This window comes from Nonlabens tegetincola (assembly GCF_002954355.1).
In the GTDB taxonomy this organism is placed as follows: Bacteria; Bacteroidota; Bacteroidia; order Flavobacteriales; family Flavobacteriaceae; genus Nonlabens; species Nonlabens tegetincola.
The window spans coordinates 171,077-185,996 of sequence record NZ_MQVV01000012.1; the positions used below are offsets into that span (position 1 = coordinate 171,077).

Here is a 14,920-nt window from a genome sequence, read left to right on the forward strand (position 1 = left end):
CCTTTAAACTCCAAACTGTTCAAAGTGGTGATTAAGGTGTTTCCATTGTAAAATTCCCCATTGTTCTTCCGTAAATGTACCAAAAACAGGATGAGGTGCCCTATTAGGATTATGCCTATCGTTATACAATTCTTGCATCCATTTCTTTAATTCTGCTTTTTGTTCTTCAAAATTAAAAGTAGCGGTTGATCGAAATGCAGGTGGAGTAGGAGCGTTTTTTTTAAAAGGTTTTGGGCTGTAAAGCATCTTCTTGAATAATAATTTGACGACCCAATTTGATTTCAGATTTTTATCATTATAACCCAGAGCAATCTTTAAGGGCTCTTGACAATGATTCATCATTTGTGCCGTCGTCATTTTACCCCATAAAGGTGCGTTGTCAGGATTAATAGAATCCAGTCTTTCAAGTAATTGATGATAGGATTGAGAATTAAAAAATGATTCCATAGTGGTTATAGTTAAGGGTATAGTAAATAATTCTTACGGATTTTCAAGAAGGCATTAAGGTCATTTTGCCAACTGTCTCTAATTTCCTCAGGCGTTAAGCCAGCTTGAATCTGTTCTTGCAGCTTTTTTGTTCCAGCGAGCTTGGTGAAGAAGGAGTTGAAGAATTCACTTTGGTTGGGCGCTTTCGCGTAAGCGGTAACTAAATATTCAAGATCTAGATTGCTTAATGACTTGCTCTCTTGTAAATCCATACCGTAACAAGTTTTATTTTCATGTTTTGGATATTGTGCTCCTGGATTTGATTGTGGAGTAAAGGAAAATTCGTAATCATTTTTATAATAAGGAGCTCCAAAAATTTGAAATTGTTTATCCGTACCTCTACCTACACTAACCGTTGTTCCTTCAAAAAAGCAAAGGCTAGGATATAAATTGATGGATTTATCGTTGGGTAAATTTGGAGAAGGAGCTATGGGTATTGAATACTTACTGTCATGACTGTAATCACTCATTTTAATAATAGACAAAGGACATTGCAACTTATAATCTAACCAACCTTCACCATTGATCATTTGAGCATATTCACCAATAGTCATTCCATGTACAACCGGAATTGGATGCATGCCGACGAAACTTTGATGTTCTTTTTCTAAAACAGGTCCATCGACATAATGTCCATTTGGATTAGGCCGATCTAGAACAAATAACTTTCGATCGTTTGCTGCACAAGCTTGCATTACATAATGTAAAGTACTTATGTAAGTATAAAATCTAGCACCTACATCTTGAATGTCAAAAATGACAAAATCCACATCGGTAATGTGTTCGTCTTTAGGTTGTTTGTTTTTTCCATAAAGCGATATAACTGGTACACCTGTTTTTGCATCAATTCCATCCTTTATGGTTGCGCCAGCATCGGCAGTACCTCTAAACCCATGTTCTGGAGCAAACACCCTTTTTACTTTGACTCCAAGCGATAGTAAAGTGTCTACAAGATGTACATAAGTGGTGTCCTGGCCTTTAATTTTTTGAACTACACTGGTTTGATTTCCTACTACAGCAACGGTTTTGTTTACAAAACCGCGACCCCAAATTCCAATACGATCTGCAGCAGGTTTGGGATAGGTAACACTTATCGATGAGTCAACAGCGGTTTCAATCGCAGCGTCATTTATGGCAACGACTTTTTCTATCTTAGGTTTGCAGTTTGTAAACACTAGTAAAAGCAGTAAAACGCTATATTTGATTGCAGAAAAAGAAAGTTTGAATTTAGAATATTTCATAGCTAAAAGAATACAAAGTAGTACCGCTTATAAAAATAGTGTAAGTGCACCTATAATTAAAATTGCCATAGCAGCAATTGCAATAGGTGTAATTGTAATGTTAATTGCCATAGCCACTGGAGTTGGATTACAGCGAAAAATAAAGGAAAAAGTGAGTGCTTTTAATGGTCATGTTACCATTGCCTTATTTGACAGAAATAATTCCATCACAACAGTAAAACCTATAAGTATTTATCAAGACTTTTATCCTAAATTTAATGAAGCACCACAAGTAGAGCACATACAAGCTGTAGCCACTAAAGGTGCCATGATTCGTACTGAAAAGGATTTTGAAGGCATAATATTTAAAGGAATAGGGCTTGATTATAAATGGGAATACTTTAGTGATTTTATTATCTCGGGACAAGCTCCTGATTTAGATACTGATAAAGCATCCAAAGAAATATTGATTTCTGACGATATTGCTAGACGATTGCAACTTGAGGTAGGAGATAAAGCTCCTACATTCTTTATGAGGTCAGATAGATCTACTCCAATAGCTAAGGCGTTTGTGGTTTCAGGTATATATGACAGTGGACTAGAGGAATACGATTCTAAATTTGTTCTAGGAGATTTACGTCATATTCAAAAAATCAATAAATGGAACGAGGATGAGGTAGGTAATTTTGAAGTGTTTATTGCAGATTTTGATCAATTAGATGACGCCGGTAAACTCATACAATCTAAAACACCTTTTAACCTTAATGCAAGAACGCTCACACAGCAATTCCCAAGTATGTTCCAGTGGTTAAGTTTATTAGATACAAATATTTATGGGATTATAGGAATTATTCTAGTTGTAGGAATTATAAATATGATAACAGCGTTATTAGTGCTTATTTTGGATCGTACTCGTATGATAGGCGTTCTTAAATCTCTAGGCGCCAGCAATTGGACCGTGCGTAAAATTTTCTTATACAATGCTATGAACCTTGTTCTACAAGGATTGATAATAGGCAATATATTAGGAATAGGTTTAATAGCTGTTCAATATTTCTTCAGCCCGATAACTCTAGATCCACAAAATTACTACGTTACACAGGCACCTGTGTACATAAGTTGGTACCATGTCCTTTTACTAAATGCAGGAACATTTGTAGTTTGCCTGTTATCTTTATTGTTGCCTAGTTACGTCGCTAGTAAGATATCACCGGTAAAAGCCATGAGATTTGAATAAGATTATCTAAATTCACACTATGGCGTTGTTCAAAAGAGATCCTTGGATTCTAGATGTTTACCGTACTTACGGCGGCGAGCATCACTTATACGTGCGTGGTAGGGCGCTTGAGGATCAACCTCTTAAACACTATGAACAACAAACCTTCTATCAAACCTTACGTAACACCTGGCGCACTTTTGCTACCGATGAAATTCGCAATGCTTTAGTAGTGTTAACCTTGTCAAACGGTGATAAGTTTGAAACGCAAGCCGATCATGAAGGATACTTTTTATTCAATTTAGAAGTTGATTACAATTTGCTCGATCTGGTAGATGAGTCTGGTTACTTGCCTGTCGTGGTAAGTTTTCACGAGGATAATGCAGCTTTCGCGAAAGCAAAAACTCAAAAGCGTATTGCTATCAACCGATTTAGCGGTGAGATTTTAATCCCTAAAGAAACTTCGTCTTACGGAATTATAAGCGATATCGACGATACCATCATGCATACTGGTGTGACTAGTTTTTTGAAAATGCGTGTTGCTTTTAATACTTTTTTAAAAATTATGATAGGCGTGTGCCTTTAAAGGGTGCTGCCAGTTTGTATCAATTGCTACATCGAGGTATGGGAGGAAATGATCACAATCCTATGTTTTATTTGAGCAATAGTCCGTGGAATCTATACAAGTATCTAGAAAAGTTTTTGGATTTTCATGGATTTCCAAAAGGGCCTATTTTATTAAGAGATTTTCCTACTCCTTGGGATCGCACGCCAAAGCTTAAACGGCCACATAAAGCCCATGAATTACTAAATATCTTAAAACATTATCCCGATCTCAAATTCATTTTGATAGGCGATAGCGGTGAGCATGATGCCGATTATTATAAAGAGGTTGCGCAACAGTTCCCAAATAGAATCTTGGCTATTTATTTAAGATCAGTTAAACACAGTAAGAAAATGGCGCGAGTAAAAGCCATTGCAAACTCCTTTACCATTTGTCCTATGATCCTAGTTGAAGAGTCAAATGAAGCAGTAAAACACGCTAGACAACATGGATGGATTGTATAAAATGATTTTTATTGCTTTATCTAGGAACTTTAATTCATACTAATCCCATTAATTTTCGGGTGAACAAGTGACTAAAATAGATATAATTCAACATCTGGTTTTATAATAATAAAGCCTTAACTAAGCACCTTTTTATTTTTCTTATAAAACGCATCTGCTTGTTGTTGCATGAGTTCTCGGGCTACACGTTTACGATGGTTGTATAGGGCGTCCTCCTCGGCAATATCTGCATAAACTCTATTGTTTACTTCGCGATCAGTTTGTAATAAGATTGCATGCTGTTGACGTTGTTGTGCTACCCAATTCTCCACTACTGCTAGTCGTTCTTCTAACTTTAAATCATATTCACCTCGTGGTGAGAGAAGTTTGGCTATAATAGGCGATGTTTCAATGGCTAGGAATAGTAGAAAGATGAAAAATGATGTAATAAAAGGTAATTGATTTAATGCTTCAATTCGAGCCATAAGTCCGTCAAATTTGTCTATGATGGGTTGAGTGCTTGCGATTTGTGCTTTCTCTTGTTCTGCGAGTGTGGCCATTTGAGTTTCTAGGGCCTCAATTTTTTCTGCATTAGTGGCTTTTAGGTCTGTTAACTCTGCTAGAGCTGCATCGTGTTTTTCTCGTTTTTCCTTATAAACGGGACCTTTACCTAGCAAGTTGGTTCCTGCTCGTCCTTCCGCTTCGGCGATGTAAGTGTTGTAGAGTTCATTTACCTCACTTTCCTTATCTGTAATCTCTTGTTTTAGATCTTGGATCGCTTTCGCGAAAGCGGATTCCTCAACCTCATATAATGCAGCGACTTGCTCCTGATTTTCTAGCGTCATCGCGTTTTTTTCTTCTAGCAAGACTTGATCAATTTCTTTTTCAAAGATTTTAAGTTCAAGCGGTTTTGAAATCACCATTGCGATTATAATGGCCAATAATATACGCGGTGTTGCCTGCCATATTTCATTAATTTTTTTATCACTTTTCTTTAGGGTAGAAACAATGTATCTATCCAAATTGAAGATGAGTAAACCCCAAATAAAGCCAAAAAAGCCCGCAATCCAGTAATTATCAAAAACGGTAAAGAGCGCATAACTAGCAGCAAAAAACGCCATAAGAGCGGTAAAGAAAACGGTGGCACCTATACCGGCGTATTTGTTACGTTCACCAGCTGTACACTGGTCTAGGAGATCGGCATCGGCGCCGCTGCAGAATATGAAAAAGGATTGCATAAAAAAAAGCGTTTACAAGTTGAGGTTATCTTATAAACGCTTGAAATTGTGGAATGTTACATAGGAAGTTAAAATTGAAAATGTTCTAGTTATTTGGCTGTTTATTGAATTTACATTTTATCATTCGTAGCAGGTGGCGGTGGTGGTAAGTTGGGCCATGGCTGGGCATTTGCTTTTTGAGCTTTGGTTAGTTTATTGTAGATAGCCTTATATTTTTCCACTTCCTTTAATTTAACAATTGGGTATTCAGCGTTACCGTTTTCAGTAGCTAGTTTATTTTTTGCATTGATTTCTTTTGCCCACAAATTGTATTTTACCAAGTCTTCATACTCTGGCGCCGGTGGCGGTGGTGGCGGTAAATCCTTTGGATCTATTTGTTCAATTTTTTTGTTTTTAACGACAATGATGTTACCAGCTCTATCATATAATTTACCGTCATTATCTTTTGTGGTGTAGTAATGTATTTTATTATCTACTTTAATATAACCTGATTTAGTCAATGGCGGTGGTGGTGGCGGTGGTGGCAATAGCTTCTTATTATCATTCGTTTCCAAAATTTTTATGGACATGATTCCATTGCTGTCTGGACTTATTTCAACACCATTTTGACCTACTTTTTCAATGATGGAAATCGCATTATCTGCATCTATTTGATCATTTCTTAAGTAATAGTTAAGCTCTTCTTTATGTTGATTGATGTATTCAATCGCGCTTAGATTACCTAATTCCTCAATTACTTCTTTTTCTACCACTATTTCTTTAGATACTGTATATCCTTGTTTTTCAAAATCTTGCAGTTCTCCGAATTTGTTATAAATATCTATTTGATCATCATTGATTTTATAGAAATAATCATCACCTTGTATTTTTAAATAACCTTCTGTAGTGTTAGCATCTACAACAATTAGCTTTTGGTTTTGTTCAGGTATTTCTACTTCCTCAACTTCCTGGAATTTAGTTTCTTCTTTTCCACAGCTGATTATTAAAATTGCAAGTAAAGGAATTAATGCAAGTGATCTAATGATCAAGCTTGTGTTAGATGTTTTAGTTTTCATAATGCGGAATCTTTTTTTAATGATTGGGAAGTTAAAGGTGTTAGCTAGTGAGGTATAATGACTATGCTGGCTATAATTCAAAAGTGTTTCTTGGTATTCTGTGGTGTCTACACCTTGGTCCAATACAGCTTTATCGGCAAGAAACTCATGATTTAATTTTATAGAATATCGTAAAAGGTATAAAACGGGATTGAACCATAGAAGAATTAATAACAGTTCAACCATCAAAACATCTATTGAATGACGTTGATCCAAATGTACTTTTTCATGTTCTAAAACGAGTTCAGGTATTTGATCGTTAGCATACTGATTTTTAGATACAAATATTCTATTGATAAAAGAATGTGGGACTGTAAATGCATGACGAAGTATTAATTGATAGTTATTGTAAGGTTTAATCTCATCTTCGTTTTCAACCCTAAATCTGATGATGTTTTTTACAAATCGCCATGACATGATGAGAATTCCAACTGCATAAACAGATAATAGAACTGCGGTCCAATCGAAGGTTTCAGTTGGTTGCTCATTATGTAAATCAGTTATTATTGGTTGCTCTACCAGGAAAGCAGATGCACGATCAACTGAAAAAACGACTGTGTTTACAACTACAAAAGGAATTAACAAAGAGAAAATTGTTGCTAAAAGCAAGTAATATCTTTTAACATGATGCCATGACGTATTTTCAAGTGTCAGTTTGTAAAACAACCATAGTACAAATAAAGAAGCAGTGCTATTGATAAGGTAATGTTCCATAACTACTTCTTTTTAATTTCACTATCTATAATATCCCGTAATTCCTGTAATTCTTCCTGGCTTAGATTCGTCTCTTTTGTAAAAAAAGAGGCAAACTGTGAAGCGCTGTCATTAAAGAAATTCTTAATCAAGCCATTTACATGTTTAGAGAAATAATCACTTTTTTTAATTAGTGGATAATATTGACGACTACGACCAAAAAGCTTAAAACCTACAAAACCTTTATCGGTCATTCGTTTTAATAAGGTAGCAACGGTTGTTGTTGCTGGTTTAGGCTCTGGATAGTTTTCTAATAAATCTTTCATATAGGCTTTGTCAAGTTCCCATAGGTGATTCATTAGTTCTTCTTCACTTTTTGACAGTTTCATGTTCTACATAATTAGAGTTAACTCTACAAATGTAGAAATAAATTTATATTCTACAAGTGTAGAAGTATGTTTTTTGAAATTAGTGACAAATTTTATCAGGTTACGATCAAAATCGAATTTCATTGCCGATGTAATACGTATTCTACGAAGTCGATATAAAAAATATATAATTCAGTAATAATTGTTTATAGAGCTAGGCTTGCCTCAATATCAAGCTCTTGTATAATAAAATACCGTTCCTTTGAGAGCTAGAAGAGAAATTGTAACACACTTATTATCGATAAACGACTCGTTTTTTGTTAAAAAAGATTACCCATTGTTAAATTAATTATAATTTGAATTATTCTTGCGGTCGAATTCATTATTTTTTATTAACTCAAATTCAATTGTAATGAATAAAATTATTTTTCTGTTTTTTCTACTATTGGTTAGTATAGCTTACTCACAAGTAGGTATAAATACTAATTCTCCAGACCCTAGTGCGATGCTGGATATAGATTCAGTTGATAAAGGTCTTCTCACACCTAGAATGACTACTGCCCAACGGGATGCTATTACAAGTCCAGCAACGGGATTATTAGTTTTTGATACTGATTTAAATGCTTTCCAGTATTTTGACGGTACTGTTTGGGTTTCTTTAGGTTCAAAGCAATTAAGGGATAATTACAAATTGGTAAAAAGTATTGACGACCTGTCGGATGAATTGGTAGCTGGTGGTGGTACTAAGTATCTTCTCAATACTAATTTTCTTTACGAAATTAATGGTGCGATATTGGTTGACTTTCCTATTGATTTGAACGGAGCTTATGTAGAAGGAGTAGATTCATCTGAAGATATTTTGATTAATGTTTCTAGTGGTAGTCTATTTGAAGGTACTAAGGGTGGTGGATTGCGTAATTTAACACTTTCAGGCTCTTTACCAGCTGGAACAAAAACACAAATATTTGATATCAATGCAACTGCTGGAGAATTATTACTTATTAACAATACTATTGTTGCCAATGCCAGTAAGGTTGGAACATTAACTGGTTTGAGCACGGTATTTTTTAGCGTAACACAATATCTTGATAATGATGATGGATTTACTATCAATAATATTACTAACTTCTTTGTAAGTAATATTTTCTGGACACAATCCAATACAGGTACGTTCATGGAGCTTACAGGTTCTTTTAGCAATTTACAAATGAATGGTGGTCGTATAGAGTCCAACGGAACTGAGATAGGAATTGATGTAAGCGCAAATCCTACCATTGTAAACGATGCCACATTATCTCAACTAAGTTTTGTAGGTGATGGGCAATTTGTTGATGGATATACTACAGGCTCTTATACGGGATTTAGTTTCACAAAAGATTGGAATGTAAATTGTTCTGGTATACCCTTTGAGTCCGATCAGGTAGCAGCTGGGAATATTTATTATAGTGGTACATTAACGACAGGTTACCCACAGACCATATCTAGTGGTGCTCCTGTACAAATTAAAAGCGCTACTGATTTTGTGGCTACCGACCTTTTTAGATTTAGAGCAGAGGATAATAATAATGACCTAATTTATGAGGGTAAAAAACGGAGGAATGTTCAGATAAATGTTTCACTTAGTATTCGTGTTACTGATGCTGTGAATGATTTTTACGCTTTTGCGATTGCAAAAAACGGTAGTCTCGTTTTAGAAACTAATAGTGTTGTTCAAATTGCTAGCAATACTCAAATTCAAAATGTTGCCTTGAATGGGATATTAACCCTTGAACCTGGTGATAGGATCGAGATTTTCGCTGATAGGTTAACCGGTTCAGGAACTGATGGATTGGTTGTTTTTTCAGAGAACGTTAGTGTACGATAAATAGTTTTAAATATTTCGCTTTCGCGAAAGCGTCAATAAAAAAATCCCATTCAGTAAGTGAATGGGATTTTTAATGCAATATAAGTGATTTATTTACTCATCTTTGCAAAGTGTTTATAAAAATGTGGAATTGTTTCAATCCCTTTTAAATAATTCCAAATACCAAAATGCTCATTAGGTGAGTGGATAGCATCACTGTCTAATCCAAATCCCATAAGAATAGATTTACTATTTAATTCTTTTTCAAATAAAGCTACGATAGGTATAGATCCACCACTGCGTTGTGGTATAGGAGTTTTACCAAAAGTATCCTCATAGGCTTTGCTAGCTGCTTGGTATCCTACACTATCAATTGGGGTAACATAGGCAGTACCACCGTGATGAGGTGAAACTTTAACTTTTACACTTTTAGGAGCAATACTTTCAAAGTGTTTTTGAAAAAGATCGGTAATTTCCTTCCAATCTTGATCTGGGACAAGTCGCATTGAAATTTTTGCATAGGCCTTGCTTGCAATGACAGTTTTTGCACCTTCACCAGTATAGCCACCCCAAATACCATTCACATCTAGAGTAGGACGTATGCTATTGCGTTCGTTTGTAGTGTATCCTTTTTCACCGTGTTCCTGTGCTATGTCTAGGGCTTTATTGTAGTCCTCTTGCGAAAAAGGAGCTTTGGCCATTTCGGCACGTTCTTCCTTACTTAATTCTTCGACCTTATCATAAAATCCAGGTATAGTAATGTGGTTGTTCTCATCATGCAATTGTGCTATCATATCGCACAAAATGTTAATAGGGTTTGCTACTGCACCACCATAAAGGCCAGAATGTAAATCACGATTAGGTCCCGTAACTTCTACTTCAACATAACTTAATCCTCTTAGACCTGTAGTGATACTAGGAACTTCTTTTGATATCATACCTGTGTCAGAGATTAAAATAACATCATTGGCTAGTTTTTCCCTGTTGTTTTCTAAAAACCAACCTAGAGATTCACTTCCTACTTCTTCTTCACCTTCAATCATAAATTTAACATTACAGGGCAACTCATTATTTGCAGTAAGATATTCAAGCGCCTTTACATGCATGTACATTTGTCCTTTATCATCGCAAGCACCACGAGCAAAAATTGCTCCTTCTGGATGAAGCTCTGTTTTTTTAATTACCGGTTCAAATGGCGGACTGTCCCAAAGATTAATAGGGTCTGGTGGTTGTACGTCATAATGACCGTAAACCAAAACAGTAGGAAGATCTGGATTTATTATTTTTTCTCCATAGACGATTGGGTATCCTGGGGTTTCACAAATTTCTACTTGATCACAACCAGCATCCTCAAGCGACTTTTTGATATGTTCACTAGTTTTTATCACGTCATTCTTATAAGCAGGATCAGCACTAATGGACGGAATTTTAAGTAGTTCAATCAATTCATTTATGAATCTATCCTTGTGTTTTTCTATATAAGGTTTAGTGTTCATGTGTTGTTGTTTTAGGTAAAGATAAGGAAGAGGTAAAATATTTATCTGAAAGAATTTGTAATATGTGAAAAGTTAGTATATTTGCCGTCCCGTAAGGGTACTATCAGTAATGCGGATGTGGTGGAACTGGTAGACACGCTAGACTTAGGATCTAGTGCCGCAAGGTGTGCAGGTTCGATTCCTGTCATCCGCACAAAAGAAGAGCTCGCTTTAAGCGGGCTTTTTTTATGTCAAATATCTGCTGTTGCAGTTTTTAATTTTATCTAGTTTTTAATATATCTTATAGCAATCACCAATTATTGGCTACTTAATAATTGGCTTGATTTATGTACGTGTAAGTTTGTAAAATTCTTACTACTAATCTATGGGATTTTAAATTGTTTAATAATTAACATTATAAATTAAACAAAATATTATCTTTAGATAAAATTAATTGAACTGGAGTTATTAAACTCACTGGAATTAAAACGTATGAAAAACAAAGAACTTGAGGTTGATGAGTTGATTACTAATGATAATCTACTTAACAATTTAACCTTTGATGAAATAGGAGACGATCACTTATTTACTGGAATGGAAACACCTATGAAAGCTGATGCTTTTGTGATGAGTGATGATGAGAAAAAGGATAAGATTGCCAATTTGTTTTCTCAAATTATGGATGTCATGGGTCTTGATCTTACTGATGATTCACTCAAAGGAACACCCAGAAGAGTGGCCAAAATGTATATAGACGAGATTTTTTCAGGTCTTAATCCTGCAAATAAACCCAAAATTGCTTTATTCGATAATAAGTATCAATACAATCAAATGTTGGTTGAAAAGAATATTACTTTTTATTCCAACTGTGAACATCATTTTGTTCCAATTATAGGTAAAGCTCATGTGGCCTATATTTCATCTGGCAGGGTGATAGGTTTGTCAAAACTTAATCGAATTGTACAGTATTATGCAAAGCGCCCACAGGTCCAAGAGAGATTGACAAATCAAATAGGGACAGATCTACAAGAGATTCTGAATACAGAAGATGTTGCAGTTGTGATAGACGCTAAACATTTGTGTGTTTCTTCTCGAGGAGTAAAGGATGATACGTCGTCTACCGTGACTGCTTTTTATGGAGGCAAATTTAATGATGATGAAAAAATAAGACAGCTTCAAAATTACATTTACAATCAATAAAATAATTGAGTCGTCAATAATATAAACTTCCCTTAACCGAGGGAAGTTTTTTTATGACTCTGTTTTAAAGTATTCTCTAGCTCTTGAATATAAAAATTTATTGGTGCGAGCACCGTATAATGCCAGAGCACAAACGATAAGTATAAAGGTAAACGCTCCAATAATAGCAGTGTACGGATTTAATGTTTTACCTATCAATTGATGCAGTCCAAAACCAGTAAAAGACCCGTAAATAATTATAAAATGGATAACGTATATAGAAAGAGTCTTTTGCCCAATTATCAAAAGCTTAGAGTCTTTAAAAAACCTTTCGAGCGCATAAAAAGTACCGAAAAGAATAAAAACATTTCCTAATCTAGTAATAAGGTAATTGTAGTAGGCGACCGATTTAAATAGCTCAATATCAGTAGTGCGGTATAAGATCATTAAAAACCAGCTAGAGTGATAAATCAATAAAATACCAACCACAAAAAATCCGATAATTAATACGGACTTGAACTTTTCTTTCAAATGATATTTATAAAAAATAGAGGCAATAAAACTACCTATGGACATATATCCTAACCAAGGCAAAATAGTAAAGATGCTACCATTATTTTTTGATAAATAATTGGCTATAAAAACAGGCAGCTGGCTGGTATCTAATTCTCTATAATACGGTTCTAGTAGAAAGATGCTTACACCCAGAATAAATTGAATTAGGGAAAAAACAAGAGAATTTTTAAGAACTAGATAATAACATCCTACAGTAATAATAAGTGATAGACCTATACACTGTAAAACATCTACCCGTAAAAAATTAGTACCTAGTCTTCCATCTAGCCAGGTAAATAAAGAGATACGTAAAGAGTAGCCGATTCCTATTAAAAGTAAACCTCTATAAAACCCTTTTTTTATGCGTTCATTTGCTATTCCTTGTTTTTTAGATTTTAACAAAAGGAATGAAAATATTAATCCTGAGATCGTGAAAAAGGTAGGCGCGGTTATTCCTCTAAAATAATTCCATATCTCGTAAAAAAAGTTTCCTTGTACATGAAATTCTGGCGCCAGTAAGGTAGAGATGAAATGCCCTTGTAACATCATTAAAATAGCAAATGCTCTTACTGCATCAATAAAGAAAATTCTTTTAGGATTCACTGATTAGTTTAATAGTTGATGTATAGCAAAATTAATGATAAACATTAACTCAAAAGTACTATCTAGAGTATTCAATGTTTTAATGGTGTTGTAATCGGTAGAATAAAATGTAGAAATGGATTCAATTCAAAATAGCCGTAAAACAAAAAAGCCTCTCCTTTTGGAAAAGCTTCTCACAAAGTGTTTTCACACTTTCTGTCTTCAAATTGAAGACCACACAACTTGATTTGTTTTCTTTTAAAAAGAAAAGCGGTCTGGACGGGATTCGAACCCGCGACCCCATGCGTGACAGGCATGTATTCTAACCAGCTGAACTACCAGACCGTGTTCTAAAGAACTTTGCTATCGCAGCTTTCTGCTTTAGCGGTTGCAAATATATACTCATTTTTAGTTTTGCACAAACAATTTTTTACTTTTTTCAATTAATTTATTTTTTAACCTTATGATAGCATTCTAAACAGCTTTGTTTAAAGGTGATTAGATACTTTTACGCTATGATAAAATTATTAGCTACCGATATAGATGGGACTCTTTTGAATGATAATCGAGAGGTTTCATCTTCAACTATAAAGGCATTTAAAGATCTTCATATTCCTAAAATTTTGATATCTGCACGCATGCCTCAAGCCATGACTCACCTACAAGAAGATTTAAAAATCACAGATCATCCCATGATTTGTTACAATGGAGCGCTTGTAATCTCAAAGGATCAGTCAATAGTTGATATAACGATACCTTTTAATACCATTTCTGATTTTGTCGAAATTGCCAGAATACATAATTTACATTGTAGTATTTATAGAGGTAAGGAGTGGTTTGTTCCTGAGTTGGATTTCTGGGCAAATAGAGAAATCAATAATACAAAGGTAGAGCCAGTTGTTCAGGATTACGGGCGTACGTTAGAATATTTCAATCAGACTAGACATAAAGGTGGTGCCCATAAAATAATGTTGATGGGTGACGAGGAGTTTATGGATCTCGCTTTCGCGAAAGCGGAATCTAAAAAATTACCCGTACACTTATACAGATCAAAAAACACATATACCGAAATTACACCAAATGGAATTTCCAAAATAGAAGCATTGAAGGAGCTTTTAAAGCACGATTTTTCCAACGTAACTGTTGAACAGGTTGTTGCTTTTGGAGATAATTACAACGACGTTACCATGATTAAAGAAGTTGGTTATGGGATAGCGGTTGATAATGCAAGAGACAAGGTGAAAGAGGTTGCTGTCGAAGTTACTGACCATCATAAACAAGATGGTGTTGCAAATTGGTTAATAAAAAATTCTCGTTTGTTCCAATAAAAAAAGCGGCCTCACACATGGTGAAGACCGCCTTTTCATATAAGTTGTACAGTCAATTACTATTCGATTACTATAATATCATTGGTAGATAATTGTGCTGCGCTCATTACTTCTTGATAATTGGTTACATCTACAGTACCAGCTAATTCGACAGGTAAAATTACTATCCTGAATGTCTGATTTTGTAAGTCTGCAGGAGCAAGCTGCGACAAATCGGTCGTTGCAGGAGCGTCAATAAACAACTCTACGTCACCGTTTGTTGCATCGTAATTATATTGAAATTCACCAAAATCAGTATACAATACTTGTGGTAGTAATCTCCATACATCAACTGTGCCGCCGTTATTTCCTGGAACTTCATCCCACAATAAATACGTAAGTACCATGTCATCTGGGAAAGTTTGAATGTTATTTGGGAAAGGAATTAGTTGTGCATAATCCGGTGCAAAAAAGTCAGTTGTAATTTCAAATGACTGGGCTGTTACATTAACTCCATCTAATCCATCAAAACCCGGTGGACCTTGTGGTCCTTCACATGCTGCAAATGTTACTGCTGCAATTACTAAAAGTATTATTTTTTTCATGGTAAAAGTTTC

At 34.9% G+C, this 14,920-nt stretch carries 14 protein-coding genes and 2 tRNA genes; 7 read left to right on the top strand and 9 right to left on the bottom strand.

The window, feature by feature from the left end; all coding sequences use genetic code 11:
• Positions 1-3: 3 nt before the first annotated feature.
• Positions 4-447, bottom strand: coding sequence for a DUF1569 domain-containing protein (locus tag BST93_RS04585; protein WP_105018252.1), 444 nt, complete (start codon positions 445-447; stop codon positions 4-6).
• Between the two features lie 11 nt (positions 448-458).
• On the bottom strand, positions 459-1,727 hold the full coding sequence (locus BST93_RS04590) for an exo-beta-N-acetylmuramidase NamZ family protein (RefSeq protein WP_105018253.1): 1,269 nt from the start codon (positions 1,725-1,727) through the stop codon (positions 459-461).
• On the opposite strand from BST93_RS04590, the gene BST93_RS04595 reads away from it, so the two are divergent.
• Genes BST93_RS04595 through BST93_RS14620 form a run of 3 tightly spaced genes read left to right on the top strand, consistent with a single transcriptional unit; the run spans position 1,708 to position 3,990 of the window.
• Entirely contained in the window at positions 1,708-2,943 is a 1,236-nt protein-coding gene (locus BST93_RS04595; RefSeq protein WP_105018566.1) for an ABC transporter permease, read from the top strand. The genes BST93_RS04590 and BST93_RS04595 overlap by 20 nt on opposite strands.
• A 19-nt stretch (positions 2,944-2,962) precedes the next feature.
• Positions 2,963-3,508, top strand: coding sequence for a hypothetical protein (locus tag BST93_RS14615; protein ID WP_308736854.1), 546 nt, complete (start codon positions 2,963-2,965; stop codon positions 3,506-3,508).
• Complete coding sequence (locus BST93_RS14620; protein WP_308736855.1) at positions 3,499-3,990, top strand: phosphatase domain-containing protein; 492 nt, start codon at positions 3,499-3,501, stop codon at positions 3,988-3,990. The genes BST93_RS14615 and BST93_RS14620 overlap by 10 nt, the downstream gene beginning before the upstream one ends.
• Before the next feature lie 116 nt (positions 3,991-4,106).
• Here BST93_RS14620 and BST93_RS04605 read toward each other — a convergent pair whose 3' ends face one another.
• The 3 genes from BST93_RS04605 to BST93_RS04615 all read right to left on the bottom strand — a co-directional run bounded on the left by BST93_RS04605 (position 4,107) and on the right by BST93_RS04615 (position 7,383).
• Positions 4,107-5,207, bottom strand: a complete 1,101-nt coding sequence (locus BST93_RS04605) for a DUF4407 domain-containing protein (RefSeq protein ID WP_105018254.1) — start codon at positions 5,205-5,207, stop codon at positions 4,107-4,109.
• Positions 5,208-5,317: 110 nt separating this feature from the next.
• Positions 5,318-7,015, bottom strand: a complete 1,698-nt coding sequence (locus tag BST93_RS04610; RefSeq protein ID WP_105018255.1) for a M56 family metallopeptidase — start codon at positions 7,013-7,015, stop codon at positions 5,318-5,320.
• A gap of 2 nt (positions 7,016-7,017) precedes the next feature.
• Positions 7,018-7,383 (bottom strand): BlaI/MecI/CopY family transcriptional regulator, encoded by a 366-nt coding sequence (locus BST93_RS04615; RefSeq protein WP_105018256.1) that lies wholly within the window; start codon positions 7,381-7,383, stop codon positions 7,018-7,020.
• Positions 7,384-7,774: 391 nt separating this feature from the next.
• Between BST93_RS04615 and BST93_RS04620 the strand changes: the two genes are divergently transcribed.
• The gene (locus BST93_RS04620) at positions 7,775-9,226 is read left to right on the top strand and encodes a phage tail-like protein (protein WP_105018257.1); all 1,452 of its coding nucleotides are present in this window, start codon (positions 7,775-7,777) and stop codon (positions 9,224-9,226) included.
• Positions 9,227-9,315: 89 nt separating this feature from the next.
• On the opposite strand, the gene BST93_RS04625 is transcribed toward BST93_RS04620, so the two are convergent.
• Positions 9,316-10,701 carry a dipeptidase gene (locus BST93_RS04625; RefSeq protein WP_105018258.1) on the bottom strand — a complete coding sequence of 462 codons (1,386 nt, stop codon included), beginning with the start codon at positions 10,699-10,701 and terminating at the stop codon, positions 9,316-9,318.
• A gap of 111 nt (positions 10,702-10,812) precedes the next feature.
• Here BST93_RS04625 and BST93_RS04630 point away from each other — a divergent pair.
• Positions 10,813-10,894: transfer RNA gene (locus tag BST93_RS04630), tRNA-Leu, on the top strand.
• A gap of 278 nt (positions 10,895-11,172) precedes the next feature.
• Positions 11,173-11,880: a GTP cyclohydrolase I FolE gene (folE, locus tag BST93_RS04635; RefSeq protein WP_105018259.1), complete on the top strand. Its 708-nt coding sequence runs from the start codon at positions 11,173-11,175 to the stop codon at positions 11,878-11,880.
• A 51-nt stretch (positions 11,881-11,931) separates the two neighbouring features.
• On the opposite strand, the gene BST93_RS04640 is transcribed toward folE, so the two are convergent.
• Both BST93_RS04640 and BST93_RS04645 read right to left on the bottom strand, forming a co-directional pair.
• The gene (locus tag BST93_RS04640) at positions 11,932-13,017 is read right to left on the bottom strand and encodes a heparan-alpha-glucosaminide N-acetyltransferase domain-containing protein (RefSeq protein WP_105018260.1); all 1,086 of its coding nucleotides are present in this window, start codon (positions 13,015-13,017) and stop codon (positions 11,932-11,934) included.
• 250 nt (positions 13,018-13,267) lie between these two features.
• Positions 13,268-13,341, bottom strand: a tRNA-Asp gene (locus BST93_RS04645).
• Between the two features lie 170 nt (positions 13,342-13,511).
• Between BST93_RS04645 and BST93_RS04650 the strand changes: the two genes are divergently transcribed.
• Positions 13,512-14,324: a Cof-type HAD-IIB family hydrolase gene (locus tag BST93_RS04650; RefSeq protein ID WP_105018261.1), complete on the top strand. Its 813-nt coding sequence runs from the start codon at positions 13,512-13,514 to the stop codon at positions 14,322-14,324.
• A gap of 59 nt (positions 14,325-14,383) precedes the next feature.
• Here the strand turns inward: BST93_RS04650 and BST93_RS04655 are convergent, their stop codons facing one another.
• Positions 14,384-14,908, bottom strand: coding sequence for a dihydrolipoamide dehydrogenase (locus BST93_RS04655; RefSeq protein ID WP_105018262.1), 525 nt, complete (start codon positions 14,906-14,908; stop codon positions 14,384-14,386).
• Positions 14,909-14,920 lie beyond the last annotated feature (12 nt).

Excerpts from the sequence above, each read along its gene's own strand:
- BST93_RS04585 (WP_105018252.1), bottom strand. The coding sequence starts at position 447 with ATGGAATCATTTTTTAATTCTCAATCCTATCATCAATTACTTGAAAGA.
- BST93_RS04590 (WP_105018253.1), bottom strand. The coding sequence starts at position 1,727 with ATGAAATATTCTAAATTCAAACTTTCTTTTTCTGCAATCAAATATAGC.
- BST93_RS14615 (WP_308736854.1), top strand. The coding sequence starts at position 2,963 with ATGGCGTTGTTCAAAAGAGATCCTTGGATTCTAGATGTTTACCGTACT.
- BST93_RS04605 (WP_105018254.1), bottom strand. The coding sequence starts at position 5,207 with ATGCAATCCTTTTTCATATTCTGCAGCGGCGCCGATGCCGATCTCCTA.
- BST93_RS04610 (WP_105018255.1), bottom strand. The coding sequence starts at position 7,015 with ATGGAACATTACCTTATCAATAGCACTGCTTCTTTATTTGTACTATGG.
- BST93_RS04615 (WP_105018256.1), bottom strand. The coding sequence starts at position 7,383 with ATGAAACTGTCAAAAAGTGAAGAAGAACTAATGAATCACCTATGGGAA.
- BST93_RS04620 (WP_105018257.1), top strand. The coding sequence starts at position 7,775 with ATGAATAAAATTATTTTTCTGTTTTTTCTACTATTGGTTAGTATAGCT.
- BST93_RS04625 (WP_105018258.1), bottom strand. The coding sequence starts at position 10,701 with ATGAACACTAAACCTTATATAGAAAAACACAAGGATAGATTCATAAAT.
- folE (WP_105018259.1), top strand. The coding sequence starts at position 11,173 with ATGAAAAACAAAGAACTTGAGGTTGATGAGTTGATTACTAATGATAAT.
- BST93_RS04650 (WP_105018261.1), top strand. The coding sequence starts at position 13,512 with ATGATAAAATTATTAGCTACCGATATAGATGGGACTCTTTTGAATGAT.
- BST93_RS04655 (WP_105018262.1), bottom strand. The coding sequence starts at position 14,908 with ATGAAAAAAATAATACTTTTAGTAATTGCAGCAGTAACATTTGCAGCA.